This window comes from Paenibacillus baekrokdamisoli (assembly GCF_003945345.1).
Lineage (GTDB): Bacteria > Bacillota > Bacilli > Paenibacillales > Paenibacillaceae > Paenibacillus_Z > Paenibacillus_Z baekrokdamisoli.
Window position 1 is genome coordinate 3079595 of sequence record NZ_AP019308.1, and the last position, 25777, is coordinate 3105371.

General features: G+C 47.6%; 26 protein-coding genes and 1 riboswitch. Of the genes, 10 read left to right on the plus strand and 16 right to left on the minus strand.

The features are described 5' to 3' along the window. Positions 1–56: 56 nt before the first annotated feature. The 8 genes from EKN16_RS13925 to EKN16_RS13960 all read right to left on the minus strand — a co-directional run bounded on the left by EKN16_RS13925 (position 57) and on the right by EKN16_RS13960 (position 9705). A complete protein-coding gene (locus tag EKN16_RS13925; protein WP_125658051.1) occupies positions 57–449 on the minus strand; it encodes an FxsA family protein in 393 nt (130 codons plus the stop codon). A 1-nt stretch (position 450) separates the two neighbouring features. Next, complete coding sequence (locus tag EKN16_RS13930) at positions 451–957, minus strand: acyl-CoA thioesterase (RefSeq protein WP_125658055.1); 507 nt, start codon at positions 955–957, stop codon at positions 451–453. A 139-nt stretch (positions 958–1096) separates the two neighbouring features. Further along, positions 1097–2848, minus strand: coding sequence for a pyruvate kinase (gene pyk / locus EKN16_RS13935; RefSeq protein WP_125658058.1), 1752 nt, complete (start codon positions 2846–2848; stop codon positions 1097–1099). 76 nt (positions 2849–2924) lie between these two features. Continuing rightward, the gene (locus EKN16_RS13940) at positions 2925–3932 is read right to left on the minus strand and encodes an acetyl-CoA carboxylase carboxyltransferase subunit alpha (RefSeq protein ID WP_125658061.1); all 1008 of its coding nucleotides are present in this window, start codon (positions 3930–3932) and stop codon (positions 2925–2927) included. After that, positions 3922–4800 (minus strand): acetyl-CoA carboxylase, carboxyltransferase subunit beta, encoded by an 879-nt coding sequence (gene accD / locus EKN16_RS13945; RefSeq protein ID WP_125658064.1) that lies wholly within the window; start codon positions 4798–4800, stop codon positions 3922–3924. The genes EKN16_RS13940 and accD overlap by 11 nt, the downstream gene beginning before the upstream one ends. A gap of 34 nt (positions 4801–4834) precedes the next feature. Beyond that, complete coding sequence (locus EKN16_RS13950; protein WP_125658067.1) at positions 4835–5029, minus strand: glutamate decarboxylase; 195 nt, start codon at positions 5027–5029, stop codon at positions 4835–4837. A 198-nt stretch (positions 5030–5227) separates the two neighbouring features. Further along, a complete protein-coding gene (locus tag EKN16_RS13955) occupies positions 5228–5701 on the minus strand; it encodes a phosphatidylglycerophosphatase A family protein (protein WP_125666250.1) in 474 nt (157 codons plus the stop codon). Between the two features lie 257 nt (positions 5702–5958). Beyond that, complete coding sequence (locus tag EKN16_RS13960) at positions 5959–9705, minus strand: DNA polymerase III subunit alpha (protein ID WP_125658070.1); 3747 nt, start codon at positions 9703–9705, stop codon at positions 5959–5961. Between the two features lie 134 nt (positions 9706–9839). Between EKN16_RS13960 and EKN16_RS13965 the strand changes: the two genes are divergently transcribed. The 3 genes from EKN16_RS13965 (at position 9840) to EKN16_RS13975 (ending at position 11062) form a co-directional block, all read left to right on the plus strand. After that, complete coding sequence (locus EKN16_RS13965) at positions 9840–10166, plus strand: YtrH family sporulation protein (protein WP_125658073.1); 327 nt, start codon at positions 9840–9842, stop codon at positions 10164–10166. Positions 10167–10169: 3 nt separating this feature from the next. Further along, complete coding sequence (locus tag EKN16_RS13970; RefSeq protein ID WP_125658076.1) at positions 10170–10685, plus strand: sporulation membrane protein YtrI; 516 nt, start codon at positions 10170–10172, stop codon at positions 10683–10685. An 80-nt stretch (positions 10686–10765) separates the two neighbouring features. After that, entirely contained in the window at positions 10766–11062 is a 297-nt protein-coding gene (locus tag EKN16_RS13975; RefSeq protein ID WP_125658079.1) for a YtpI family protein, read from the plus strand. A 48-nt stretch (positions 11063–11110) separates the two neighbouring features. On the opposite strand, the gene EKN16_RS13980 is transcribed toward EKN16_RS13975, so the two are convergent. Together EKN16_RS13980 and EKN16_RS13985 are read right to left on the minus strand one after the other, a co-directional pair. Next, complete coding sequence (locus EKN16_RS13980; RefSeq protein WP_179955609.1) at positions 11111–12460, minus strand: DRTGG domain-containing protein; 1350 nt, start codon at positions 12458–12460, stop codon at positions 11111–11113. 149 nt (positions 12461–12609) lie between these two features. Continuing rightward, the gene (locus EKN16_RS13985; protein ID WP_125658082.1) at positions 12610–12945 is read right to left on the minus strand and encodes a YlbF family regulator; all 336 of its coding nucleotides are present in this window, start codon (positions 12943–12945) and stop codon (positions 12610–12612) included. Between the two features lie 298 nt (positions 12946–13243). Here EKN16_RS13985 and EKN16_RS13990 point away from each other — a divergent pair, with 298 nt between their 5' ends. The 6 genes from EKN16_RS13990 to EKN16_RS14015 are packed head-to-tail and all read left to right on the plus strand — an operon-like array spanning position 13244 to position 19995. Further along, positions 13244–14611 (plus strand): YheC/YheD family endospore coat-associated protein, encoded by a 1368-nt coding sequence (locus EKN16_RS13990; RefSeq protein ID WP_125658085.1) that lies wholly within the window; start codon positions 13244–13246, stop codon positions 14609–14611. 19 nt (positions 14612–14630) lie between these two features. Then, on the plus strand, positions 14631–15851 hold the full coding sequence (locus tag EKN16_RS13995) for a YheC/YheD family endospore coat-associated protein (protein WP_125658087.1): 1221 nt from the start codon (positions 14631–14633) through the stop codon (positions 15849–15851). Then, on the plus strand, positions 15848–17221 hold the full coding sequence (locus tag EKN16_RS14000; RefSeq protein ID WP_125658090.1) for a YheC/YheD family endospore coat-associated protein: 1374 nt from the start codon (positions 15848–15850) through the stop codon (positions 17219–17221). Before EKN16_RS13995 ends, EKN16_RS14000 begins: the two co-directional genes overlap by 4 nt. After that, the gene (locus EKN16_RS14005; RefSeq protein WP_125658093.1) at positions 17221–18375 is read left to right on the plus strand and encodes a YheC/YheD family endospore coat-associated protein; all 1155 of its coding nucleotides are present in this window, start codon (positions 17221–17223) and stop codon (positions 18373–18375) included. The genes EKN16_RS14000 and EKN16_RS14005 overlap by 1 nt, the downstream gene beginning before the upstream one ends. Position 18376: 1 nt before the next feature. After that, positions 18377–18814: a GNAT family N-acetyltransferase gene (locus tag EKN16_RS14010; RefSeq protein ID WP_164522792.1), complete on the plus strand. Its 438-nt coding sequence runs from the start codon at positions 18377–18379 to the stop codon at positions 18812–18814. 11 nt (positions 18815–18825) lie between these two features. After that, entirely contained in the window at positions 18826–19995 is a 1170-nt protein-coding gene (locus tag EKN16_RS14015; RefSeq protein WP_125658099.1) for a YheC/YheD family endospore coat-associated protein, read from the plus strand. 18 nt (positions 19996–20013) lie between these two features. Here the strand turns inward: EKN16_RS14015 and EKN16_RS14020 are convergent, their stop codons facing one another. Next, positions 20014–20718 carry an HAD family hydrolase gene (locus EKN16_RS14020; protein ID WP_232016417.1) on the minus strand — a complete coding sequence of 235 codons (705 nt, stop codon included), beginning with the start codon at positions 20716–20718 and terminating at the stop codon, positions 20014–20016. Between the two features lie 141 nt (positions 20719–20859). Further along, a riboswitch (guanidine-I (ykkC/yxkD leader) is annotated at positions 20860–20963 on the plus strand. A 52-nt stretch (positions 20964–21015) separates the two neighbouring features. Here EKN16_RS14020 and EKN16_RS14025 point away from each other — a divergent pair. After that, positions 21016–21339, plus strand: a complete 324-nt coding sequence (locus tag EKN16_RS14025) for a hypothetical protein (protein WP_125658102.1) — start codon at positions 21016–21018, stop codon at positions 21337–21339. A gap of 1 nt (position 21340) precedes the next feature. Here EKN16_RS14025 and EKN16_RS14030 read toward each other — a convergent pair whose 3' ends face one another. The 5 genes from EKN16_RS14030 to EKN16_RS14050 all read right to left on the minus strand — a co-directional run bounded on the left by EKN16_RS14030 (position 21341) and on the right by EKN16_RS14050 (position 25771). Next, positions 21341–22489 (minus strand): phosphodiester glycosidase family protein, encoded by a 1149-nt coding sequence (locus EKN16_RS14030; RefSeq protein WP_232016418.1) that lies wholly within the window; start codon positions 22487–22489, stop codon positions 21341–21343. A 216-nt stretch (positions 22490–22705) separates the two neighbouring features. Beyond that, the gene (locus tag EKN16_RS14035; RefSeq protein WP_125658105.1) at positions 22706–23275 is read right to left on the minus strand and encodes a manganese catalase family protein; all 570 of its coding nucleotides are present in this window, start codon (positions 23273–23275) and stop codon (positions 22706–22708) included. 77 nt (positions 23276–23352) lie between these two features. Next, a complete protein-coding gene (locus EKN16_RS14040; RefSeq protein ID WP_125658107.1) occupies positions 23353–23616 on the minus strand; it encodes a spore coat protein CotJB in 264 nt (87 codons plus the stop codon). Between the two features lie 5 nt (positions 23617–23621). After that, positions 23622–23843 (minus strand): spore coat associated protein CotJA, encoded by a 222-nt coding sequence (locus EKN16_RS33005; protein ID WP_232016419.1) that lies wholly within the window; start codon positions 23841–23843, stop codon positions 23622–23624. Positions 23844–24436: 593 nt separating this feature from the next. After that, a complete protein-coding gene (locus EKN16_RS14050; RefSeq protein ID WP_125658113.1) occupies positions 24437–25771 on the minus strand; it encodes a hemolysin family protein in 1335 nt (444 codons plus the stop codon). Between the last annotated feature and the right edge of the window lie 6 nt (positions 25772–25777).

Sequence of the window (25777 nt, forward strand, 5' to 3'; positions counted from 1 at the left end):
GCGATCGTAAGAATGATCCGTCCGCGCAGCGGCCTTCTACGCGAGCCTTTTTATTATTACCTTCTTCGGATTATGAACGATCCATTACGTAATTTCCGCTCTATAAAACGGAGCATCTGAAAGCGATAAAAGGGACGCGTAAAAGGAAGTAACAGCGTGATGCCGACTATATCCGTTAGAAAACCTGGCAGCATGAGCAATAATCCGCCAATCAGCACACATAATCCATTTAGCATGGCATGGCCAGGCGGGTGTCCGGATTGAAGCTGCTGTTGAACATCGAGGAGCGCTTTGCGACCCTCCGATCTGGCAAACTGTGCACCGGCAAAACCAGTCAGCAGGATAAGGCCAAACGTAGCCCAGCCTCCGATCAGATTCCCCATCTTGATAATTCCCCATAGTTCTACACTCGGAATAATAATAATTGCAGCAATAATCCATTTCAACATGCTATTTCTCTCCCTCTATAGGCAGCGTTCCAGCAGCTAAAGTTTTTAGACGTTCGTAAAGCTCTGGTATAGCCTTCTCCACTCTTGAAGGCTTCCATTCCGCATTAACCCACACATGATGTGTTTCACCCTTTACAAGCAGCTCTCCAGGCGGCTCCTCCCCAAGCCATGCTTTGGGTAAGCTCGTCATCTCATTGATTCGTCTTACCTCGGAGCGGAACGAAATCCGAATCGATGAGAATTGCTCAACTGTCGTACAGATGACTACCCAATCATCATATCGAGCGGGAGAACGATAACTGCAGGCTAAATCCACAACAGGCAGCAGCATCCCCGCCTTCTCGATCGCCTGATAAGACATTCCTAAGTATCTCACAAGCTCGGTCCGGCCAATCTCAAACCAAGTCAAATAGTTACCGTGAAATACGACGCCCATTTGATCAGTTTCCTGATACCTCACTCTAAGTGGATGCAAATGCCATATAACGGGCTTATCTGTATCTGTCATTCACCAGCACCACCTTTCTTTGAAGTGAATCAAATAAACGAAATCGAGTTTTTTTCTTTGGCTAAGTAGAACAAAAGCGACGGTGCCCGCGCACCATCGCTTTGTTTTGTCATTCGTCATCTTGTGAAGAAGTTTTATACTATAGAACTTTGGCTTGTCCGGAGTAAATAATGCCCACTTCCGCATATACAGTAACTTCAGAACCATCCTGCAGAAGCTCAAGCGCATTCTGAACACCTAGAATAACCGGAATACCCAGATTTAACGCAACAATTGCAGCATGGCTCGTAATTCCGCCCATCTCCGTAATTACTGCAGCTGCTTTTTGAATAGCCGGCATATACTCTTTATCCGTCGAAACGGTAACGAGAATGGAGCCTTCTGTTGTTTTGGCGATTGCTTCCTGCGGTGTACGAGCGACAACAACTTTCCCCGTTGCGCTTTGTGAACCGATCCCTTGTCCTTTGGCAATCATTTCGCCAATTGTATGGATTTTGATCAAGTTAGTTGAGCCTGAACGTCCAACTGGCACACCTGCTGTAATAATAACGGTATCGCCAAGCTTCACATTACCGGAGTCAATTCCGCCGCGAACTGCGATATCGAACATTTCGTCCGTTGTTTCAGCCGGCGTACCTTGAACAGGTATAACACCCCAAGACAGCGCTAGACGACGCATAACCGACTCAATTGGTGTAACTGCGATGATCGGTGATTTTGGACGATATTTGGAAACCATGCGTGCCGTATAGCCGCTTTCAGTGGATGTGATGATCGCTTTCGCATTCAAATCCAGCGCGGAATTCGCAACTGCTTGGCTGATTGCTTCAGTAACTGTCGTTTGCTGTGCATTCGCTTGCTTAGTAAAAATTTCACGATAATCAAGCGCCGACTCCGCACGTACTGCAATACGGGACATCGTCTGAACAGATTCAACCGGATATTTACCAGCTGCTGTTTCCCCTGAGAGCATGATCGCATCTGTGCCATCAAAGATTGCATTCGCTACGTCACTTGCTTCCGCACGTGTAGGACGCGGGTTGCGCTGCATGGAATCAAGCATTTGAGTCGCAGTAATGACCGGCTTACCGGCACGATTACATTTTTGAATCATCTCTTTTTGAACGAGCGGTACTTCTTCAGCTGGGATTTCAACGCCGAGATCCCCACGAGCGACCATCAAACCGTCAGAAACTTCAAGAATTTCATCGAGGTTATCAACACCTTGTTGGTTCTCGATTTTAGAAATAATCTGAATGTGGCTTGCATTGTGTTTCTCAAGCAGCTCACGAATTTCTAGAACGTCTGTTGCTTTACGAACGAAAGAAGCGGCGATGAAATCTACATTTTGCTCGATACCGAACACGATATCATTCGCATCCTTCTCCGTAATACCAGGAAGGGAAATATGTACGCCTGGGACGTTAACACCCTTCTTGCTCTTAACTGGACCACTATTGACAATACGGCATTTGATCTCTGTTCCTTGAATTTCTTCAACAGTCAGGCCGATCAAACCGTCATCGATAAGAATCGTTGAACCTACTTCAACGTCAGAAGGCAAGTTCGCATACGTTACCGGGATACGGTTCTGGTCGCCAACGATTTCTTCTGTTGTCAATGTAACGGTATCGCCTTGGATAAGCTCGTACTCGTCTGCCAGCTTGCCAAGACGAATTTCTGGACCTTTCGTATCCAGCAAGATAGCGACAGTGGTGCCAAGCTCTTGGCAAGCTTGACGAATGTTCTTGATCCGATTGCCGTGCTCTTCAAAATCGCCGTGGGAGAAATTAAGCCTGGCTACGTTCATACCCGCGTTGATTAGCTTCTTGGTGTTTTCCAGTGATTCGCTTGATGGTCCGATTGTACATACAATTTTCGTTTTGCGCATGTTAATTGACATCCTCCAGTTGTTACTCTGACTAAATTTGTATGATTTAAGCTTGTACGGTTACAAGCATATATCTCTATATTTGTATGGATTCTACTTGCTCTACAGGATCATCAGTCAACGTGGTTTCAGGCGACTTAAACTTACCAATCTTGCGGAATTTCTCGTAACGATCCACGATTAGCTCCTCTTTAGTAAGCTCAGACAGCTGCTGCAGATGACGCCAAACCGCATCTTTTATCGTTTCAGCCTGCATTGGCAAATCACGATGTGCTCCGCCCTGGGGCTCAGCAATGATTTCTTCTACAATGCCGAATTCAACCAAATCAGCCGCCGTAATTTTCATGACAGAAGCCGCTTCATCAGCCCGCGATGCATCCTTCCAAAGAATAGAAGCTGCACCGTTAGGTGAAATAGCGGAATAGATGGCATTCTCCAACATTAAGATCCGGTTGCCAACACTAAGCGCGAGCGCTCCGCCACTACCGCCTTCACCGATTACAACGCAGATGATCGGTACACCGAACATTGCCATCTCACGGAGATTGCGAGCAATCGCTTCCGATTGACCGCGCTCTTCTGCAGTATTGCCCGGATAGGCACCTTTCGTATCGATAAACGTTACGATTGGACGGTTGAATTTATTGGCCTGCTGCATCAAGCGAAGAGCTTTGCGGAAGCCCTCCGGGTGGGGACTGCCGAAGAAGCGAGCAATATTATCCTTCGTGTCCTTGCCTCGTTGATGACCGATAACCGTAACAGGGATCCCATTGAGGTTCGCTAGACCGCCAACAATGGCAAGATCATCGGCAAACAATCGATCGCCATGTAGCTCGATAAAATCACTAAAGATCGACTGTATATAGTCAAGTGAAGTGGGTCTGCCATGATGACGCGCGAGGTGCATCTTCTGCGCTGGAGTAAGCTCGTTATAGAGCTCCTCCTGCAGTTGGGTGCATTTCTCTTCTAGACGACCAATTTCATCGGTAAAATCAATACCCGATTCTACACCGAATTTTTTTAATTCTTCGATTTTCTTCCTCAGCTCGCTAAGCGGCTTTTCAAACGGCAGCTCACCCGCCATGGGCGATATCCCCCTTTACAGCATGCATATCAAGCAGCTTCGTCAGTAATGACTTCATCTCTTTACGATGCACGAGCTTATCAAGTTGGCCGTGCTGCAAATTAAACTCTGCGGTTTGGAAATCATCAGGAAGCTTCTGGCGAATCGTTTGCTCAATGACCACTCGGCCGGCAAAGCCAAGCAGTGCACCCGGTTCGGCCAGATTATAATCCCCCAGCATAGCAAAGCTCGCAGAGACACCGCCTGTCGTAGGGTCCGTTATAATGGAGATATAAAGACCCCCATCACCTTGAAACCTAGCCAGTGCGGCGCTCGTCTTCGCCATTTGCATCAGACTCAGAATACTTTCCTGCATTCGAGCTCCACTTGAAGTGGAGAAAATAAGCATCGGAAGCTTCTTCATATGGGCTTGTTCGATTGCACGCGTAATTTTCTCTCCAACAACCGAACCCATGCTTCCTGCAAAAAAGTCAAAACTCATGAAAGCAGCAACGACAGGAAAACCACCGATTGTTCCTTCCCCTGTTACAACAGCATCCTTAAGCCCTGTGCTTTTCTTCTGAGCCTCCAGCTTGCTGGCGTATCCCGGGAATTGAAGCGGATCCTCCGATTCCAGGTCCGCATCAAACTCTTGGATTCGTCCTTCATCAAGCGTGATGGCAATCCGTTCCCACGCATTCAAACGGAAGTGATGGCCGCAGCTGGCGCATACCTTCAAATTCTTCTCAATCTCTTTACTGAACTGAATATTGCCGCATTTAGGGCATTTGGACATGAGTCCTTCTGGAATATCCGGCTTAGTGCGCGGCTGCTGCGTTCCAGATGGAATTGTTGCGTATTTTCTTTTATGAAATAAGTCCTTGAACACAAGTGACACCTCTTTGGGGGCGCAGTAGTTTAAACTATCTATGCGTATTCAAAATATTGTTGAGCACTTCCTGCACTTCTTCGAGTTCGCCTGATGGGACCAAAATTTCGTACTGCTGTTTGGTCACGTTAATCGGTCGAATCTTAACGAGAAACCCTTCCTGGGTCAGCCGGTTTTTGATGCTCTCCGCAATTTTTGCCGTCGGCGCGATGTAAATAACCGTCCACATGAAAGGACCTCCTGAGCATATTAGAAAATCGATACGAAGCATGAGCTTTGACGTCGTTCAGCCATGCAAACTCATGCTATCTGGGCATATGATGTGATAATGATACCATATGTTCTGAATTAACCGCAACGCCGCATGACTGGAAAGAGGGGTGCAGCCCTCTTTTAGCCCAGATTTATTTAGATTTACAGGCAGCATTCAAGTCTGATCATAATGGTTGGCCTTGGGATCCTGATGCGCAATACGTGCAGAAGCGGCAGCAGCCAGTCCCGCTACGAGATCGTCAAGGAAAACATGGATATGCTTCCCCTTTTCATTCAGCTTACGGATGATGCCCGGCTTCACTTTGTCGAGATATCCGAAGCTGGTTAGCCCAATCATTCCGTACACATTGGTTATCCCAAGTGCTAACGTTTCATCTACACCAAACAAGGATTCATCCGCTTCCATAATGGCCTGAAGCGGCTCGGGAAGAAGCTTTCGTTCTGCTAGCTCATCAAGCGCAATACCTGTAAATAATACATACTGCACTTCTCGCTTGTTCAACACCGCGACGACGCTCTCTTCACATTCTTTTAAGGTCAAATCTGGATTATACGGGATTTGAAGCGAAAAGACGATTTCTGCCACGTCACCGACTGATACTCCACGTCTTTCTAACCACTTCTCCATCTCAGATGACACTGTTACACTCCCCCCGCATCAGCTTGTACGAAGTCCAGAGAAACCGGCCAAACCAACAGCCTGTCAAGTCCATACTCTCTTGTTCGTGCAAGCGGTAGAAAATTAGGTGCTCGCCTCTTGTACAATGGGCAATTGTAAGGAAGAAAGCTCCGTGTTTCCTAAATGTATGCGGACAGGGAATAACATGTGCCTGTCAAATTTTTTTTAGATCATTACCGTCGATGATTCTCATTGACATCACAATTCTATTTAACAACTGCAGCGCCCTTTCCAAAAATCGCCTCGATTTGGCTAAGTAACTGCGGCGAAGGTTTGGTTCGGTAAGTCGCGCTTAGCGCTACTGTCTTCTGTTCGCTCTCGTAGAACAGAACGGTTTCCAGCGCGCCGTTATTGCTGGCGAGCAGCGCTTTGAGCTGGTCAAGCGCCGCAGGCTGGTCGCGGCCAGCGGCGATTTTGATATACAGCCGCTGCTGCCGCTTGCCTGCGGCGGCAGTGGCTGGCGGCGCAGCAGCCGCGCGGCTTTGCCGCGGCGCTGGCGCTGCATGCGCCTTCGGCGGCAGCGCCGCGGCGGCTGCGCCTGGCGCTTGCGGCGCTGCCGCCGGCGCGGCGGCCGGCACGGCAGGCCGCGATGCGGACACGCTGCCGCTGCCGCTGCCGTTGCCGCTGCCGTTGCCGTTGCCGCTGCCGCGGCGCTGTGCGGCAGCCTGCGCCGCAGGCGCCAAGCCAGCGGCGGCGCGCGACGTACGCATGCGCGCCTGCTGCTCAAGCCGCCGGACCTGCTCCGCAAGGTCCAGGTCCGGGCGGTCAAGCGGAACGACGTCTTCAACGATTAGCTTGAAGTCGTCGTCCTGATGCTGCACCGCAGCCAGCATAATAACCAAGCTGCCAGGGTTCAGCAGTGCCGCGTGCCGCTTCCATACCGTAGGGAATACGACGGCCTCTACCCGCATAATGCGATCCTCGATCTCGAGGAATCCCATCGCCTGTCCTTTCTTCGTCGTAAATGGCTTCAGCGATACGACCATTCCTGCGATCAGGGCAATCCCCCCCTCGGGGGCATCGGCAAGATCCACAAGCCGATCCAGCGGCAGCGTTCCGAGCATCGTTTCGTAATCATCGAGTGGATGACCGGATAGATACAAACCGATCAATTCTCGTTCTAGAGCGAGCAATTGCCCCGTAGTAAAAGGCTGAACGTTAGGCATCTCAACATCCCAATTCCGAACTTCATCGAAGCCGAACAGCTCGATCTGCAGCTCTTCCCGCTCCTTGCGCCACTTCAGCGCAGCGTCAACCGTCTCATCAAGTACAGCTACAAGCTGTGCTCGGTGAGCAGCAAGGCTATCACAGGCTCCCGCTTGCACCAGCGACTCTAACACCCGTTTATTAACGACGCGTAAATCGACACGTCGACATAAATCAAGAAGGCTGTCGAATGGCCGCTCCGCTCTTTCCTTCAGTAAGGATTCAATAGCCTGCGTTCCGACATTCTTAATCGTGGCAAGACCGAACCGTACCGCCTCGCCAACCGGCGTGAAGGTTACTTCACTTTCATTCACATCCGGAGAAAGCACTTGAATCCCCATCCGTCTGCATTCATCCACATATTCCGCTGTCTTACGCTGGTTGCCGGTCACGGATGCGAGCATCGAAGCCATGAACGGAACGGGATGGTTCGCCTTCAGCCAAGCTGTCTGAAAAGCTAGAACCCCATAAGCTGCCGCATGAGCACGTGGGAATCCATAATCAGCGAAGCGAACGATCATATCATAAACAAGATTGGCTTCCTCTGCTGTGTAACCCTGCTCTAAACTACCTTGCACGAAATGCGCACGCTGTTCATCAAGCACTTCACGTTTCTTCTTGGACACTGCTCTTCGCAGCAGATCCGCTTCTCCAAGGGAAAAGCCAGCCATTGCTGAAGCGATCTGCATGATTTGCTCCTGATAGACGATAATCCCATAAGTATCTGCAAGAATAGGCTCTAGCGATGGATGAGGATATTCCACTTCCACCACGCCATGCTTGCCTTGAATATACTTCGGAATAAACTCCATCGGTCCTGGACGGTAGAGCGCAAGCACTGAGACAATATCCTCAAATCCAGTGGGCTTCAGATCTCGCAGCACACGGCGAACTCCCGCGGACTCCAACTGAAAGATCCCCGTCGTCTCACCGCGTGTCAGCATCTCGTAAGTCGCTTTATCATCATCTGGAATAAAACGAAAATCAACTGTAATCCCATGCTGACGCTTCACCCAATTCAATGCCCGCTCCAAAATCGACAGCGTTCGCAGTCCGAGAAAATCCATCTTCAGCAGTCCAACCGCTTCCAAATGCTCCATTGAATATTGGGTCAGCACGGTATGTTCGCCACCAGCCTGCAGCGGCACATACTGGGTTAGCGGCTCGCCCGAGATAACAACTCCAGCCGCATGAGTAGAAGCGTGGCGAGCCATCCCCTCCACCTTCATGGCCATCCTCAGCAGCTCGTTTGTCTTCGGCTGTCGTTCCGTTGCTTCGCGAAGCTCCGCACTCATTCGGAGCGCTTCCTCAAGTGTGATGCCAAGCTGATTCGGAATCAGCTTGGCGGCTCGATCAACTTCGCCGAATGGAACAGCCATTGCGCGTCCGACATCGCGAACCGCAGCCTTAGCCGCCATCGTGCCGAACGTAATAATCTGCGCGACATGCTCCTCGCCATACTTGGCCGAGACGTAGCGAATCACCTCGTCACGTCGTTCGTCATTGAAATCGATATCGATATCCGGCATCGATATCCGTTCCGGATTGAGGAATCGTTCGAACAATAATTTATATTTGATCGGATCCACATCGGTGATATTCAAGGTATAAGCGACCAAGCTGCCAGCTGAAGAGCCCCGCCCAGGTCCTGTTCGAATGCCCTGCTCATGAGCAAAACGGATAAAATCCCAGACAATAAGAAAATAATCACTGAATCCCATCTTCTCAATAACGGATAATTCATAGGCAAGTCGCTCTGCTGCCTGTGCTTGCAAGGAAGGGTCTACTTCCCATTCTGGACTTCCAGCATAGCGTGCTTCTAGTCCTTCCTCACACAAGGTTACCAGATAAGAGGCAGAGGTCTTCCCAGTTGGGATTGGCCCAAAGGAAGGGAGCAGGGCACGGCCAAATACGAGCTCCAAGCTGCATTTTGCCGCAATCTCGGTGGTTCTGGACACAGCTTCCGGGGCTTGTCGGAAGAGAAGCTCCATCTCCTCCCCACTCTTGAGATACATCTGATCGCTCATCATCTTCATTCGGCCGTCATCTTCTATCGTTGTTCCCGTACCAATACTGATTAACACGTCTTGAACGGCGGAATCGGTCGGCTGCAAATAGTGGACATCATTCGTCGCTACAAGCGGAATACCCGTCTCACGCGAGAGTGCAATCGTGCCTTGCAGCACTTTCTTCTGCTCAAGCAAACCGTGGTCCTGAAGCTCCAGGTAAAAGTCATCGCCAAACATCCCCTGATAACGAAGAGCAGAGGTGCGTGCCTCTTCGTATCTGTCGTGCAGCAGATGCTGCGCAATCTCGCTTCCAAGACAAGAGCTCAGACAGATGATCCCTTCCGCATACTGGGCCAGCACCTCTAAGTCGATACGGGGCTTATAATGAAAGCCCTCTAGATGCCCAATTGAGCTTAGCTTCATCAGATTGCGGTAACCGATTTCATTCTTAGCTAGCAAGATAAGGTGGTAGGTCGGGTTATCTTTACGTGCGCCTTTGTCAAACCGGGAACCTGTCGTCAAATAAACTTCACAGCCAATGATCGGCTGAATACCCCGTTCACGGCAAGCTTTATAGAAAGGAACGGCGCCGTACATGACTCCGTGATCCGTCAGTGCGAGCGCCTTCATTCCAAGCTCAGCAGCCCGGGCGACCAGATCTCGGATCCGTATCGCACCATCAAGCAGGCTGAATTCGCTATGAACGTGTAAATGTACAAACTCTTGTTTGCCGCTCATCGCAATCTATTCCTTCTTTCAGTCGTTGCATCATTTTCTACTAGTTTATCATATTGCTACCCCGGAAGCCCATAGAATGGAGTAGAGGAGAAGACAAGCTTCTCTCCCCAATCTGAGGGCAGGTGATCATGAAGATGGATACTTTTTTCTCAAAAGCAATTTTAGACTTCTGTATTGCATTCGGCGTTGTATTTGGCGGTTCGATGCTTGCCGGTATAGGCTCTGTATTCGTGTTTGCGCCTCCGGCCGCTATGATGATTGATACGGCTTCAAGGCTGAAAATTTGGGCGCTTGTCGCAGCAGTTGGCGGAACAATTGACCCTATGAGAGTGATCGAAAGCAACATGATCGAAGGTCACTTCTCACCAGTCGCCCAGCAAATTGGATTCATGATCTGCGCCTTTCTTGGCGCCCATATGGGCACGGAGCTTATCAGATGGCTGTGTAAAGGAGCGGTTTGAATCATGCGTGTTCCTCCTTTCGAACGTTTTGCCAAATTTACGCAGGCCGTCGCTTTCATCGTAGTCGGTGCGATTATTGGAGCCATGGCCTATCATTCTGTCTATGTGATGAATTTCAACGCGCTTATCAATACGAATAGAGGGCTTGAGGACAGGCTGGTTGACTACGAAGAACGCATTCAGAAGCTGAATCAATTCAAGGATCAGCATACGGTTATTAAAAGCATCTCAGCGACCCTGCTGGATAATAGAGAAAAAAAAGAGGAACATGATGCAATGGGCGAACTGACAAAGTCGGAGCTGAAGCGCCGGATTAAAAAAGAACTCAGCGTCTTCATCGGTACAAGCATATACAAGATCGACTACAATGCAGAGATGGCAAGACTCCTCCTCGACGGCAAGGTTTATACCGATGTGAACGGAAAGGATTACACCGTAGAAATCAAAACAATGCTTATTGTAGATAATATCCTTCAGGTGTGGTTTAAAGCATCGATTTATACACGCCCGCTTGGTTAATCAGTCCTTTCGCCTATCACTTGCAACATGGTACAATAGGGGCTGAAACTTTCCATGACAAAGGAGCTGCAACGAGAACCATGTTAGTATTACATTGGACTTTGGTCACACTTATCTGTGTCGTATCCTTGCTTTCAGTAGTCTTCAGCTTCAAATCGCGCCGCTCGACTGACGTTCGAGCTCGAGGTATTTATGGTGCCCGGATGAATATATGTATGGGGGCCATGCTCATGCTGATTTCTCTCTTTATGATGCTCGCCTTCAGCGGTTCTACAGTAAAAGTTATTATTGGTACGCTGTTATTTGTCCTCGGATTGTTCAACCTATTCGCAGGCTTCCGCAACCATAGTGCTTATACCGCAATGAAGCAGCAGTAAAAGCGCAGCAGCTTCTTAAGCCACGATCTCCAAAGGTTCATCCGGTTATCAGAATGGATCGATGAGCTGCACTGTAAGCATTGCTTTTGCAGCCAGGCCGTTTGGATCCTCCAGCTCGATTTCGAGCTTGGCGCTTTTGCGGCTCATTTCAAGCAGCTTCGGGAGTATCGAGACCGCGCTCTCAAGCTGTACCGGATGGACAAAATACGTCGTCATGCTTTCAATGACATGATCGCGCTTGCCAAACTCCCGTATTAAACCACGTGCCGCCTGCGTCATAAGGGTTACCAAAATACCCTCCGAGACAATACCGAACGTACCCGACATCTGTGGCGTAATTCGGCCCTTGTACATCCATTCACTGCCTTGATCCGCTGTTTTCTTCTCGAACCCTGCGCTTATTAAATCATCGAAGGTCTCTCCGCTTTCCTGCTGTTTACCTGCATATCGAAGTGCTTCAAGAACCTCACTGCGGCTAATGGCTGCCAGCAGCTTTCGGTTCTTATCGACGATTGGCAGGAAATCTATACCTTCAGCAGCCATCGTATGCGCTGCTGAAGCGATGGGAATATTCAGCGCTGCCGTAATCGGATTTCGCGTCATCAGCTTGTCTATGAGCTGCGTATCTGCAGAGCCTGCCGCATCCTTCGTCGTCATCATTCCAACAACTCGTCCACGATCGTCCAGCACGGGGAAGACAGATCCGCCAACACGCTTCGAGAGATTTTGAAAATCAGCAAGCGTTTCGCCTAGGCGCATCGTCTCAACGGGCCGACTGTATGTAACGATATCCTCTACCAGCATTATCTTTTGCCTAATTAATCGGTCGAACATCGCTCTATTAATCATCGACGCTACCGTAAAGGTATCATGCTTGGATGAAATGATTGGCAGTGCTCGTTCATCAGCGAGCCGTCTGACATCCTCATTCGTACCAAAGCCCCCCGTTATCAGAACACCCGCACCCTGCTCTAACGCACATCTGTGCGCTCCTTGTCTATTCCCTACAATGAGCAGACTTCCGGCATCAATATAGCGAACCATGGCCTCGAGCTCCATGGCACCAATGACGAATTTATGCAGCGTTTTATCTAATCCGGCAGCACCGCCAATGACGTTCCCTTCCACGATATCAGCCACTTCACCAAAGGTGAGACGATCCAGCGATACTCTCTTCTTCCGCTCAATCCGGACCGTTCCGATACGCTCCTTCGTATTGACAAGCCCTTGTGTCTCGGATTCCTTGATCGCCTTGTAAGCTGTTCCCTCGCTTACACCAAGCTCTTCGGCCATTGATCGTACTGACAGCTTCGTGCCAATCTTCAATTGCTGAATATAGTTCATGAGGCGCTCATGTTTCGTTAAGGCTTCAAGCTCTTTTCCATCCAATGTCACCATAGTCACCCCTAATCCGCTCAATCGTCACTATCTCATTCTACCTATTCTAACAAAAAAGCCGTGCCAAGCCATTAAGTCAGCAAATAAATAAACGGCCTTCCTCCGCATGAAGCGAATAAGACCGTTCTTTCGTATAGGCTAGGAATCCATTATTCCATGATTGTTTTAAGCGATTCCGTTACAATCTTCGTTACATCGTCAAAAATGATGCTAAACCGTCTCTCCGCATCAAAGGTACGATTAAGCAGCGGATTCAAAGTAACAACCTCATAAAGCTTATTCATCATCTCCATCTCTTCCTGAGAAGGCTGCTCGCCTTCCATCATTTTCTGCTGGAGCACGGTCTGTTTATCGCGAAAATCCTCCATCATCCGTTTCGCCTCAGGATCATTACGCGCCGCTGTGAGCGCAGCCTTCAGCTCCTGCGCTTCCTCTGTTTCCTGAAGCGCCTTCGTTAATTCATAAGCTTTATCATATACATTCATATCTCTATCTCCCTTTTATTAGAGTTCGTCTAGTTCTAGCCAAATCGTCCGAAAATCAAGCAGTACTTGGCAAGAACTGATTTCATAGACTTTTGGGTAGTCGTACGCCCAAATTCAGCTGCTCTAAACGTGGATTAACCAGTATTTGTTTTCATTTTGGCTTGTTCTTACAGCAAATCAGCCGTGTCCGCTAATCACCAAGGAATAGATGTCCTCATATGATGAGGTAATTCGTGTTAATAATCAAGAAGCAACAAGCGACACGTCGTCATCCTCCAGCTTGGAAGGAGATTCGTCGATGCTGAAATCGAAAGTCGCCGTTCAGGTGATTAGCTCAGGCATGCTGCCGGATGATGCGATCATGCTCGGCGAGGCTTATTTGAAGCAATGGAAAATTCCGCAAGGACAGCCGATTAATCTCAAATTCGGCGCGCTTCGCCAGTCCATCAAGGTGGTGCCTGTTGAAAGGTTCGACGGTATGCGGATCGGGCAAAGCTTAGCGAGAAGAATGGGAATATTCGCCAACACCTCTCTTCGCATCCAATACCGAAGCGATACCTCCACACTTGCACTAGGTCCTTTGATTGGTGTACTCATTAGCCGAGATGATCCGAACATGAAGGAGCGACCGTTTGGTTCGATCACCATGTTCTGCAAGGAGCTCGTCGACGCTTGCGCAGCACAAGGCGCTCATGTTTACTTTTTCACTCCTGATCACATCACTAGCAGCAGCAATACGGTTGAAGGCTGGGTATACTCCGGGGGCTGGCGCAAGACGGCTGTACCCGCTCCGGACGTTGTGAACAATCGGCTTACTTCACGTAAGCTCGAGAATAAACCCAGCGTACAACATTTCATCAAAGAAGTAAAATCCCGCTATAACACTGCCGTTTACAATGAAAAATTTCTAGATAAACCAGAAGTCTTCGACGCATTAGTCAAGGATCCCGCGCTTGTTAAATACTTGCCCGAGTCACATGTGCTGCGAAGTTTTGCAATGCTGAGGTCGATGTGCTCCAAGTACGGCAACGTTTTCCTGAAGCCAGTTCGCGGAAGTCTTGGAAAAGGAATTATCCGTGTATCTCGTTCTGATAATGATTCCTATCAGGCTTTATACACGACGCTCGGCGGAACACGAAGGCAGCATTTCCCAAACTTGCTGAAGGTGTTCGCCTCTATTTCCGGCAAAATGAAAACCGTGCGCTATCAAATTCAGCAGGGTCTGCATCTGATCGATATTGGCGGAAAACCCGTTGATTTCCGAGCTCTTGTGCAAAAAAACGAAACGGGCAAATGGGCGATTACTTCGATTGTCGCACGAACGGCAGGCGGCAACCATTTCGTATCTAATCTCGCTCGTGGAGGAACGCTTAGTACCGTTCGTGAAGCAGTAGCCAAGTCGAATTTATCCAGTATTTCCGCAGGCGATACCTCCAGTAGGCTTCAACGTGCAGCCATAGAAATTGCCAAAGGTGTCGATACATTCATTCCAGCACATTTCGGCGAGCTTGGCATAGATTTGGCTGTAGATATCAGCGGGCGGGTGTGGCTGCTCGAGGTAAATTCCAAACCATCAAAGAATGATAACACACCGCTTCCGGATCAAAAGATAAGGCCTTCCGTTCGCAATATGATTCAATATTCCCGGCATTTAGCCGGATTTTAATGCAAAGGGGGAAGCGCCGATGGCTGTGTCTCAATTTCGCTTCATACTTGGCATTATGATTAGCGAGCAACCAACCCGCAGCGCCGAGTATGCAGAGGCTCCTCTTGCAATGCCTGAAGACGCGTTCTGCCGCGGACTATGCCAGCTCGGACGGACATTAGGAATATTGGTCTTCTTATTTGATACTACCAGCAGCTTTAATGCAGCCCAAATAACCGGTTACTCGCTGCGAAAAGGAGTTTGGTCACGGGGCAGCTTCCCGCTGCCTGACGTTGTCTATGATCGCTCCCTACATCGGAGCTCTGCTCAATATAGTCGCCACCGTAAGATGCTTGATGAATTGAAAGAAGTGCATTCCTTCTTTCCCTTCAGCAGCACATTGCCAGGAAAATGGGAGGTCTACACCGCTATTCGGGATAATGAACAGTTAGCAGCTTCGCTTCCACCAACGTATCTGTATGAAGATGAAGATCAGCTTGCTCTACTTGAGCTGCAGCATCCGACAGGATTATTCCTCAAGCCTTCAGCGGGTACGCATGGAAAAGGTGCGATTCGTTTGCGCCGTTATCCCGGAGGGTGGGAGATTGACGGCAGAAGCCGCAGCAATGAGCTCATTCATGAGCAATTCACGAATTGGAATACAGCTGCACGATTCCTTGCACGTTTTGTTCACACTTCCACCTCGATCATTCAGCCTTATTTACAGCTTACCGACATGAACGGTAATGCTTTTGATATCAGGGCACTCATTCAAAAGGATGACCGCAGCCGATGGCTCTTCACGGGTGCAGCGCTCCGCGAAGGCTCGCAAGGAAGCGTCACATCCAATCTTTCTGGGGGTGGCCATGCCGAAGCGGCCCTAGAAGCACTCACTGAACGTTTCGGCTTCGACGTCGCAAGCCGTCTGTTAGCTAAAGTTCGGCGAATCAGCGAGAAAGTTGCCCCCCTTTTGGAGCAGCATTTCGGCAGACTTGCTGAGCTTGGTTTAGACTTTGGCGTTGAGCCAAGCGGTAAGCTTTGGCTGCTAGAGGCCAATGCCAAACCAGGACGATTATCGATGAATACGGATAAACGTGCTGCCCGTCTGGCCCTCCTTCGCCCTCTTCAATATGCGACCTTACTCGCCGCTCGTCGCAGCCCAATGTTGTTCAACAATGATTCAAGCTTGCTTCAGCACCGCGACGCCGCCAAAGCTGCAAAACGAATCCAAAGGAGATACGTCCAGGAGGTTCATCCATGAGTTTGAAATCATGTCATGTGCATTTCTCACCGCAAAGTGAACGAGTCGTTTATTTGTCAGCTTCGCTTCTAAAAACGTTAGAGCTAGCAGGTAAAAAAACGATTCAAGTAAAGCTTGGCAAAGAAACAATTGTAGCGACTGTAAAGCCGATTGAAAGACAAGGCAATCACCTTTACCTATCCGCTGGTGTCCGTCAGATGATACGCGTTCCCAAGGCAGGGAGCATCTCACTTTACCAAAGCAGTGATAATGAAGTCCAGATCGGTCCTCTAATCGGTGTTCTGACCGAATCCGGTTTGAACTCAAGTGATAGTCCATTTGGGAACCGTACCGGGTATATCAAACAGCTGCTTCGCATGGGAGAGAAAAAGGCTTACTTCTTCGCCTTCACCCCACGGGATATTAATTGGCAGCAAGAAACAATTAATGGATACTTCCTTAACAGCAGCAACAGCTGGTACCGTAAAATCGTACCGCTGCCGGATGTCGTTTATAACCGTCTACCCAGCCGACGTGCAGAAACTACCGCTACCATCATGTCCCTGAGGGAACGCTTCATTCGCAAGGAGGTACCTTTTTTCAACTGGAGCTTCTTTAATAAGTCGGATGTTTATAAATTGCTCGATCAAGATATTGAGGCTCTTAAGCATCTCCCGGAGTCCGCAAACAATCCTCGCCCGGATAAAATAAAGGCCATGTTAGAAGATCATCAATTCATCTACTATAAGCCGACTGCCGGAAGTCTGGGTATCGGTATTTACAGGCTTACCTATCATCCTAAACGCGGCTATTTTGCCCGTTACCGCAGAGGCAGTACGAACGTACTGCTTCGATTCACGAATTTCAATAGCCTGATGCGCATGCTGCAAATCAGACACGGAAATGCCCTTGGCCAATATGTAAGCCAACAGGGCGTGCGATTAATAGAAATTGACGGATGTCCGATCGACTTCCGCTTTCATATGCATAAGAATGGAAATAACGATTGGGTGCCCGTCGGCATCGGCGCGAAGAAAGCCGGTCGCGGCAGTGTAACCACCCATATTAAGAACGGCGGAACGCTATTAACACCTGAGCAAGCGCTAGGCCGAACGTTCGGTGATCGAGCAGATGAAATGCTTGTGAAAGCCAAGGAAGTATCCGTAAAGCTCTCCGAAGCAATTGAGCGTAACTTCCCTCATACACTTGGCGAGCTTGGTCTTGATATCGGCATTGATAAAGATGGCGATGTTTGGATGTTCGAGGCTAATGCAAAGCCAGGACGCTCTATCTTTAGTCATCCTGCACTTCGGGCGCAAGGACGCGAATCTCTATCCCATATCCTGGAGCATTGCATGTATCTTAGCAGGTTCCAAGGGGGAACCACTTAATGGGAATCGTACTCCAGGCAGCTTCTGAAGTTGGAGAAATCCAAAGCAAACGTCCAGTCCTCGCCATTCTCACGATTGAGGACGACATCCAGTTGTTTCGGGGTAATCGCAGTAACTTCACTGACCTCATTCAAACCGGTACCGAGCATGGATTTATTGTTTATGTCGTAACGGTAAAGCAGCTCAAGCTGAGGCGCAATCAGCTTGACGGCTTTACCTTTAATACAGCGACCGGAAGCTGGGAACTGAAAAGGTTCCCATTTCCAAATCTGATTTACAACCGTATTCCACTTCGAGAGGATGAACGACTCCCAGGAGTAAAGCAAAAGATTGCAGAATGTATGAGAGATCCACGGGTCATGCTGTTTAACCCCGCCTTCTTCAATAAGTGGACTTTGTTCAAATGGCTGCGTCAATCCAAGACAACACAACCCTTCATCCCGACAACCCGCCGCATGCTGACCCAAGACGGGCTCGGTAAAATGATGATTAAACATAACTATTTATATTTGAAGCCGGTCAGTGGAAAAGCGGGCAAAGGCATTATGACCATTCATCTTCAACCAGAGAAGCCCTTACCTTATCGGCTCAAAATCCAAGCAGACAAAAAAAGCATTACCTATAATTGCGGCTCGATCACAAAGCTTTGGACCCGAATCAAAAAAGAAAGCACCGGGGAGCGTTATATCGCTCAACAAGGCATTCATCTAGCTTCCTTTAATGATCGGTCGTTCGATCTTCGTGTTCTCGTACAAAAAAACCAGCGCGGACAATGGGAGATCTCAGGTATTGGAGCACGTGTCGCAGGAACGCTCAGCATAACGACTCACGTTCCTCGTGGAGGAAGCATCGATGACCCAGAGAGACTGCTCATCTGTGTATTCGGTCAAGATGAAGCGCATAAACTACTAGTAAAGACGCGTGATACGGCATTGATGATTGCTAGGCAGATCGAGCGGGGTTCTGGTCGCAGCCTTGTGGAGATGTCCATGGATCTGGGTATCGATCAAGAAGGAAGTATATGGTTCTTCGAGGCGAATGCCAAACCGATGAAGTTCGATGAGCCGGACATCCGCAAACGTTCACTTGATCGCGTATTTCAGTATGGCCAGTATTTATTGCGTAAGAAGGCAGGGATACGGGGAGACGATTAGAATGAAGGTTAAGCTGCTATCTCCAGCCGAATGGGCGATTGCAAAAGAAAAGCTAATTGCCTTCTTTATTCGGTTTGGCGATAGCCGCATAACTGCGGTTGGAATTAAAGCACTGCAAGAGCTCTCGCCCGCTTCGCTTAGCAGTACCGAAGCAGGATCTGCCGTAGTGGTAGCAATAGAAGACGGTAAACTTGCTGCATGCGCAGTTGCCGTAGACGCAGGCGAGCAAGCTTGTCTCATCGTCGTTCGCTCCGAAATGCGCGGCAAGGGCTTTGCCACGCTCCTGCTACGCGCCCTAAAAAGTCATTGTGGCCGCTTGACCTGTAACGTTGCCACAGACAATTCAGCTAGTATGCAAGCATGCTTCCGCTCCGGGATGAAAGCTGTCAGCTTGCATCAAGGTCCGACCGGCAAATCTACACTTCGATTCGAAAGCTAGGAGGACTTCGCATGGGCCAACCTGTGCTTGGTATCATGACCCTTTATTTAAATGATAACGGCTTGCTCGAGGAGAAGCCGATTTACCAAAAAATGACGATCGCAGGTAAAAAAATGGGACTCGACATCTACGTCTTTACACCTCGTGATGTCAATTATAAGCAGAATCGAATCAACGCGCTGATGTTTGACCCAGTCACTAAAAGCTGGACGCGCAAATGGCGTTCTTTTCCCCATATGATCTTCGATCGATGTCGGATACAGCGTAGTCAAAGATTCGTAGAACTAGGTAAATTCCGTAAACAGTATGGACATCTAACCTTTCTTAACCACATGCTGCGTAATAAATGGATCATTTATCGGACTATGCGCAAAGACCCACGCTTTATTCCGCATTTGCCTCTTACAAAAATGTATGAGAGTCCCTCTGATTTGACCGATATGATCCGCAAATATCCACTTATTTACTTAAAACCGATTAATGGAACTGGTGGTCGCGGAATTCTTCGGATCCAGAAGCAGCAAGGCGGAATCTATCTCATTCAAGGACGTGATCAGTCCAGACGTATCATCCATCCGCAGCGCGTTCCGCTATCCGAGCTTCATGGGCGCCTAGAAGGCTGGAATCTAAAAGAAAACCATTATTTAGTTCAGCAAGGGATACAGCTCAAGCTGCCAAATGGACGTGTTCATGATTATCGGATGCTCGTCCAGAAGAACGGAAGCGGCCTCTGGGAAGTAACCGGCTGTGCAGGGCGTATTGGGGCTTCCGGCAGCATTACATCCAATCTTCATGGAGGTGGTGAAGCCGTTACGATGCAATCGCTGCTCAAGAGGTTTATCAAAAATGATGAAACCGTAGAAGCAGCCAAGCTACAAGCTGAAGAGCTTAGTATACAAATGGCCATCTTCCTCGAACAAACCTACGGTCGATTATGCGAATTGGCACTTGATCTAGCCATCGATCAAAAAGGGCATATTTGGCTGCTCGAAGTTAATCCCAAGCCTGCCCGTGAGGTATTCATTCAAGCAGGGGAAAAAGAAACGTACCGACGTGCAATTGTAAGACCACTGGAATACGCCATTTGGCTCCATGAACAAAAAAAGCGGCGTAAAGAAAAAATACAACCACTGGAAGAAAAAATACAACCACTGGAAGAAAAATTCCCGACACCTGAATAACTGGTGCCGGGAATTTTTCTATCGGTTCGATTCTTCAGAGCTATCGCTGGCTGTTTCCCCATTACTTAGCGTAAGGAGCTCGCGAAAATCACTAATTAATGCATCTGCACCTGCCAATTCTTCTTTACGACCATAGACTGCATAAGCGCAGCCAACAACTGCCAGTCCATTCCCTTTACCTGCCTCTACATCAGATGAGCGATCACCAATCATCCAGGCTGATTCAATCGCATGATCCTTCAGCAGTCGGGCAACTAAATCTACCTTTGTTGCGGTTTCGTACTCTCCAGCGCTGTACAAACCATCAAACAAAGGTTTAATTCCTTTATGCTGTGCAACTCCCTTTACATAATGCTCTAAACCATTACTAGCTACGAACAGCTTCATTCCTTGTGCTTTTAAAGTCTTAAGGGTTGCTTCCACATGTGGATAAAGTGAACCCTCTCCTGCTTCCAATCCCTCTAACTCATACTGCAGCATTAACTCATCCGCACGATCTCTAGCAGCTTTGGAACTATCAGGCATGACCTGATTCCAAATATCATGCAGCAGCATGCCTAAACAGCCTAACAGCTTCTCAACTGGAGGCGTGGGTTCCATGTATAGCTTCTCTTCCCGAAGCGTTGCAAAAATACGTTCATGTACACCAATCAAGAGCGTATCTGTCTCAAATAAGGTTCCGTCCATATCAAAAATCATCGCTTGAGGCGCTTTTAAATGCATGTGATTGGTCAGGTTGCTCTCCCCTTTTTCCTTCATTGTGTCTTCATGATAACTGAAAAGAGAGGACAAGAGCAAGATGGTTATAAATCGGATTGCTTTCAACATTCTTATCGGGTATAGTAGTTTCTAATGTAACTTAATAAGTAAGGTTTCTAGGGTTCCGCAGTATAACTTACTGGTCTGGTCCGAGGGAGGCCCACGGATATTATTCCGTGAACACACGGAGGGAAAAAAGCCCGGGAGGTATCGTTTAACGATATGTCCCGGGCTTTTTTCTGTTAAAAGAGGAGGATATTCATGGATTTTATTTTGCAAAACAAATGGTTTATCTTATTGACTCTTGAGGTGCTTGCATGGTTAGCGACCTTTTTTATGATGTATGCACGCTACCGACTTGGTTCAACAGCATTATTCAGAGCAGGAGCAATCCTGACCGTCTTAACAGGCGTTATCCCTCAGGTCGTTCTAGGCATCATTAATTTGATAGTTGAACATACATTCGATCTGTTCACGTTCATCATTATTCTCTTCATTATTTATGGTTTGACATTGGGGCGCAAACAAATTAAAAAGCTTGATGTATGGGCTCAGCGCAAATTATCAAAAAAGAATGCGGTCTAGCTTACCATTTGGAAGCATCAATATCCTGTGGTCGCAGTCCTTTCCATACATTAGGCATATCAACAAGCTCCGGATGCTCAAAGACAAGGAAAGCGGTCGGTAAATACCGGCCCTCCGGGCTTTTGGTTGACGGTTTATTCAGCACTGCTCCGTCCTTGACTAGCACTGTTGATGAACCACCATCCAAATTAGCCGCTATGACCGCACCATGATCAAGCATAATTTGCTGCACATCATACAGATTCGCACCTATGCTATGTCCAGGCTGGCGACCATCAATAACGACAAAAAGAATAGCTCCATCTGCTCGCTGTCCCATCGCTGTCCGCGGTGCAATTCCCCATCCATCCGCAGCATTCTTAATTAAACCTTTTCCATTAACGATAAGTCGAGGCTGGAACGTAACAGCTTCCTGAACACCCATATCTTGAATTTCATTAAGGGAATAACGCCCCGCTATCATCTTTCCTTCCTTATCCAGTCCAACGATTTGCGTTGATTTCTTTTTACCTAAATCATCATAGTAGATTTTACCTTGGGACATTACAATACCAATAGGCTGAAAACCATTACCCTGCCAATTAGGGTCGGAGAATCCGCCACCATTAACACCAGCAATTGCTCCCGTGCGCTTAACCATACTGGAAACGCGCTCGCCCCGACCAGGTTTGCTAGGAACTCCTAGCCTTATTTTCGTCGGATCTTTAACCGTCATCACATATCCGGAGTAACCCGTTCCTGAGATCGGTTCAATTTGAACTAAATCCTTTTCAGACTCTACATTGGACCCCAAACCAAGTCGTTGAATCGTATGAGTATCACGCTCATCTCCCATCGCATTGAAGTGGTCCTGGTATTCCTTGACTCGACTGTCGAGCGCTTCTTGACCGATAATATATTTAGCCCACTGCCGATGCTGGGTCGTAATGAGCGTATCTGCCATCAAATAACGGAAGTTATTTCCAGAAGGCGTTAAGAATAACCAGCCTATCGCAGTAACGCCAAGCAATACAGCAAAAGTCATTATATACATAAATAAACGAAAAAATCGTCCTTTACGTTTTTTGGTTTGTTTCGGTTTCTTCTTCGACACCGTTCGTGGAGCTATCGGCTGATCCATTGATGAAGCCCTCACAACTTTCGTTTCCATTTGCCTCTTCGCCTCCTTCTATTGCTATCCTCGTCCTTCCTACTAAACGCATAACACCCCCTAAAAGTTTCAGCATAGGATGTCATCCGACAAAACTAGTGCTTGTTCGTCAATAAAATACTCACTTAAACATCCATTTTTATACATAAAAAGCACAAAAAAACCCGGTCTCAATGACCAGGCATCCCTCTTTTTCTATTAGAAAAGCTTTGCAAACTAATATACTTTTTTCGTATCCCGATCGGCTTTAATAATTTCTACCGCTTCCTTAAAACGCATGGCATGAACAATTTCGCGCTGACGCAAAAACTTTAAGCTATCCTGCAAATCCACATCATCTGTCATATCAATAATCCATTGATACGTAGCTCGCGCCTTCTCTTCTGCTGCAATGTCCTCGTAAAGATCAGCTAACGGATCACCCTTAGCTGCGATGTAAGCAGCCGTCCATGGCACACCCGACGCATTATTATAATAGAGCGCGCTATCATGGTTCGCGTAGTGTGGCCCTAACCCAGCGGCTTCCAGCTGCTGAGGAGTAGCATCCTTAGTGAGCTTATAAATCATCGTGGCAATCATTTCCAGATGAGCAAATTCTTCAGTTCCAATATCTGTGAGTAAGCCGACGACCTTATCAGGAATCGAATAGCGCTGATTCATATATCGCAGTGCCGCAGAAAGCTCTCCATCCGCTCCGCCATATTGCTCCACAAGATATCTCGCTACCCTTGGGTCACATTTGCTGACACGAACGGGGTACTGCAGCTTTTTCTCATAAATAAACATTGTATTCTATCCCTCCTAGAAGTCGTTCATCAAGGCTCAGCTGCCTGATGTTATCCTCAATCACATCATATCTATCGTTATACCTGCCACGGCCAAGGTGTTTCAGACCATTGCCAAGGATACTTGGAAAAACTGTTCCCAAATTGAAGGAGCGGCCCATACTGCATCTCAAATTCATGTGCACAATGCTGACGCTGCTGTGCAAGCTGATTAAACTGCTGGAGTGCCTGCAAGTCATTGGGATGTGTATCTAAGTATAAGGTTAACTCAACAAGTGCAAAATCAAGCTGCTGCAGCTCAAGCAGCTTCCGATAGTACTGTTCATCGAGTTTAGTCATCATTTACCTTATCCCTTCTTTTCGCATTTAGATTCGTAAGGGCTGAACAAAGCAGGCCATAACGTGCCATAGCGAAGCGCATCCTGCAATGAGAATTGTGGCAGATTCATTGGCTGAAAGGGGATGAATTGGTTAGGCGGCATCGAGTATGTTTTCACATACTTCGGTGGACAAGGATCGAAGGGTCCAATAAAGGGATACCATTCTCGGGTTGGCTTATTGACGTTCACTTTAACGCCTCCTAATTTTTTTACATGGCATTGCACAGAGTTTCCAATTATATGGAAGCTCTTGATGAAGCTGATATCGTCAGCATCCACATTGTATTTACAGCCAGCTTTGCCTGACGCGCTGCCTGAACATGGTCTTCCTATAGCTATCATATGAAATGAGCCTAGCTGTTTTTCTCACTGTCTTTAATTTTTTATTTCTGATTTCCCGGGGAATATTACAACTTGTTCCAAGACCAGACCAGAAGAAATGATTGAAGGACTTCTATTCAATTGTCGCATGATACAAAAAGACTACCACCCCAGCAGTTCATGCTGCTGAGGCGGTAGTCCGATCTTGTGACTTATTAGCTATACTTATAGCTCTAACCTATAATCAGTGCTTGTCATCACGACTAACAAAGCGAAGCGGACGGAATCGTTCTGAAGAAGCGATAGCGTTCGCCTTTGTCTCACGATTTCTACCCCTAAGGGATAGAATCAGGAAATAGGGAGACAACAGCGATCGTAAGAATGATCCGTCTGCAAAGCGGGCAGTATTGAGCCAATACTTATGTATTCCACCTATGTATTTTCACTTATGAATGTATATCTTAGGTGCTTATTTCTTCTGTTTCATCGCTTTTCAACTTAAAGATATTTACCCGAAGCACGCGAATGCGCTCACTTTCAGCTACCTCAAAGACGTAGCCTTCATGCTCGATTTTCTTGCCTTTGACTGGGTTACCCTCCAAACGAGTGAACAACCAGCCTCCAATAGAATCAACATCGTCATCTTCTATTGTTAGGTTAAACATATCATTCACATCTTCAATGAGCATACGACCATCAACTGAGGTCACATCTCCCTTGACGATGATGCTTGGCTGCACATTATCAAATTCATCATGAATCTCACCTACAATTTCCTCGAGAATGGATTCTGTCGTTAGCATACCAGCTGTTCCGCCATATTCATCAACGACAATGGCAATCTGTGAATGTCTCTTCTGCATAAGCTTCAAAACATGACTGATTTCCATCGATTCTGGGACGTTAAGGATCGGACGAAGAAATTTAGTTAACGTTTGATCCTCATCAGGATCGGCAGTGAGCAGATCCGTAATATGAACAAATCCGATCAACTGATCTTTATCCTCCACACATACCGGATAGCGTGTATGCTTCGTGGAATAGACAATTTTCATATTCTCTTGAAAGGACAAGTCTTCGTACAAGCAGTCCATGTCTGTACGAGGAAGCATAATTTCACGCGCCAATCGATCTGAAAACTCGAAAATATTATCAAATAAAGTAAGCTCATCCTTATCGATAATGCCACTCTTCGCACTCTGATTCATCAAAATACGTATTTCTTCTTCCGTGTGGGCCGAATCATGCTCGCTTGCCGGCTTAACGCCAAAAAGTCGAAGCAGCCGGTTTGCTGAACCATTCAGGAGCCAAATGACAGGGAGAAAGAGGCGATAAAAGTACAGCAATGGCATCGATAACCACAATGAAGTCGCCTCCGACTTCTGAATCGCGAGCGTCTTTGGTGCAAGCTCACCCAAAACAATATGTAAGAACGTAATGACTAAAAAGCCGATTAGAACAGAAACAGTTGTAATTACTGTACCATCCTCCATCCCGAATTTATGAAGAATAGGTTCTACGATTAGATGCGATATCGCAGGCTCACCTACCCAACCCAATCCGAGTGAAGCAAGCGTAATGCCAAGCTGGGTTGCTGATAAATAGGAATCCAGCCTTTTATTTACAGTAAGCGCATATTTTGCTCGTTTATGGCCTTCATTGGAAAGCTGCATTAAACGCGATTGCCTTACTTTTACAAGCGAGAACTCCGCTGCAACGAAGAAACCGTTAAGCAATACAAGAATGATTACAACTAATAAATTCCAAAAAATGCTGCTTGTATCAAAATGTTCCAACCGGAT

Bases quoted from the DNA above. Each gene is read 5' to 3' on its own strand.
- EKN16_RS14000 (WP_125658090.1), top strand. From the start codon at position 15,848: ATGAGTTTGAAATCATGTCATGTGCATTTCTCACCGCAAAGTGAACGA.
- EKN16_RS14010 (WP_164522792.1), top strand. From the start codon at position 18,377: ATGAAGGTTAAGCTGCTATCTCCAGCCGAATGGGCGATTGCAAAAGAA.
- EKN16_RS13940 (WP_125658061.1), bottom strand. From the start codon at position 3,932: ATGGCGGGTGAGCTGCCGTTTGAAAAGCCGCTTAGCGAGCTGAGGAAG.
- EKN16_RS13975 (WP_125658079.1), top strand. From the start codon at position 10,766: ATGTTAGTATTACATTGGACTTTGGTCACACTTATCTGTGTCGTATCC.
- EKN16_RS13985 (WP_125658082.1), bottom strand. From the start codon at position 12,945: ATGAATGTATATGATAAAGCTTATGAATTAACGAAGGCGCTTCAGGAA.
- EKN16_RS13925 (WP_125658051.1), bottom strand. From the start codon at position 449: ATGTTGAAATGGATTATTGCTGCAATTATTATTATTCCGAGTGTAGAA.
- EKN16_RS14040 (WP_125658107.1), bottom strand. From the start codon at position 23,616: ATGATGACTAAACTCGATGAACAGTACTATCGGAAGCTGCTTGAGCTG.
- EKN16_RS14015 (WP_125658099.1), top strand. From the start codon at position 18,826: ATGGGCCAACCTGTGCTTGGTATCATGACCCTTTATTTAAATGATAAC.
- EKN16_RS13965 (WP_125658073.1), top strand. From the start codon at position 9,840: ATGGATACTTTTTTCTCAAAAGCAATTTTAGACTTCTGTATTGCATTC.
- EKN16_RS13970 (WP_125658076.1), top strand. From the start codon at position 10,170: ATGCGTGTTCCTCCTTTCGAACGTTTTGCCAAATTTACGCAGGCCGTC.
- EKN16_RS14035 (WP_125658105.1), bottom strand. From the start codon at position 23,275: ATGTTTATTTATGAGAAAAAGCTGCAGTACCCCGTTCGTGTCAGCAAA.
- EKN16_RS13930 (WP_125658055.1), bottom strand. From the start codon at position 957: ATGACAGATACAGATAAGCCCGTTATATGGCATTTGCATCCACTTAGA.
- EKN16_RS13980 (WP_179955609.1), bottom strand. From the start codon at position 12,460: ATGGTGACATTGGATGGAAAAGAGCTTGAAGCCTTAACGAAACATGAG.
- pyk (WP_125658058.1), bottom strand. From the start codon at position 2,848: ATGCGCAAAACGAAAATTGTATGTACAATCGGACCATCAAGCGAATCA.
- EKN16_RS14030 (WP_232016418.1), bottom strand. From the start codon at position 22,489: ATGGAAACGAAAGTTGTGAGGGCTTCATCAATGGATCAGCCGATAGCT.
- EKN16_RS13960 (WP_125658070.1), bottom strand. From the start codon at position 9,705: ATGAGCGGCAAACAAGAGTTTGTACATTTACACGTTCATAGCGAATTC.
- EKN16_RS14020 (WP_232016417.1), bottom strand. From the start codon at position 20,718: ATGCATTTAAAAGCGCCTCAAGCGATGATTTTTGATATGGACGGAACC.
- EKN16_RS13990 (WP_125658085.1), top strand. From the start codon at position 13,244: ATGCTGAAATCGAAAGTCGCCGTTCAGGTGATTAGCTCAGGCATGCTG.
- EKN16_RS13955 (WP_125666250.1), bottom strand. From the start codon at position 5,701: ATGGAGAAGTGGTTAGAAAGACGTGGAGTATCAGTCGGTGACGTGGCA.
- EKN16_RS14025 (WP_125658102.1), top strand. From the start codon at position 21,016: ATGGATTTTATTTTGCAAAACAAATGGTTTATCTTATTGACTCTTGAG.
- EKN16_RS13950 (WP_125658067.1), bottom strand. From the start codon at position 5,029: ATGTGGACGGTTATTTACATCGCGCCGACGGCAAAAATTGCGGAGAGC.
- EKN16_RS13995 (WP_125658087.1), top strand. From the start codon at position 14,631: ATGGCTGTGTCTCAATTTCGCTTCATACTTGGCATTATGATTAGCGAG.
- EKN16_RS14005 (WP_125658093.1), top strand. From the start codon at position 17,221: ATGGGAATCGTACTCCAGGCAGCTTCTGAAGTTGGAGAAATCCAAAGC.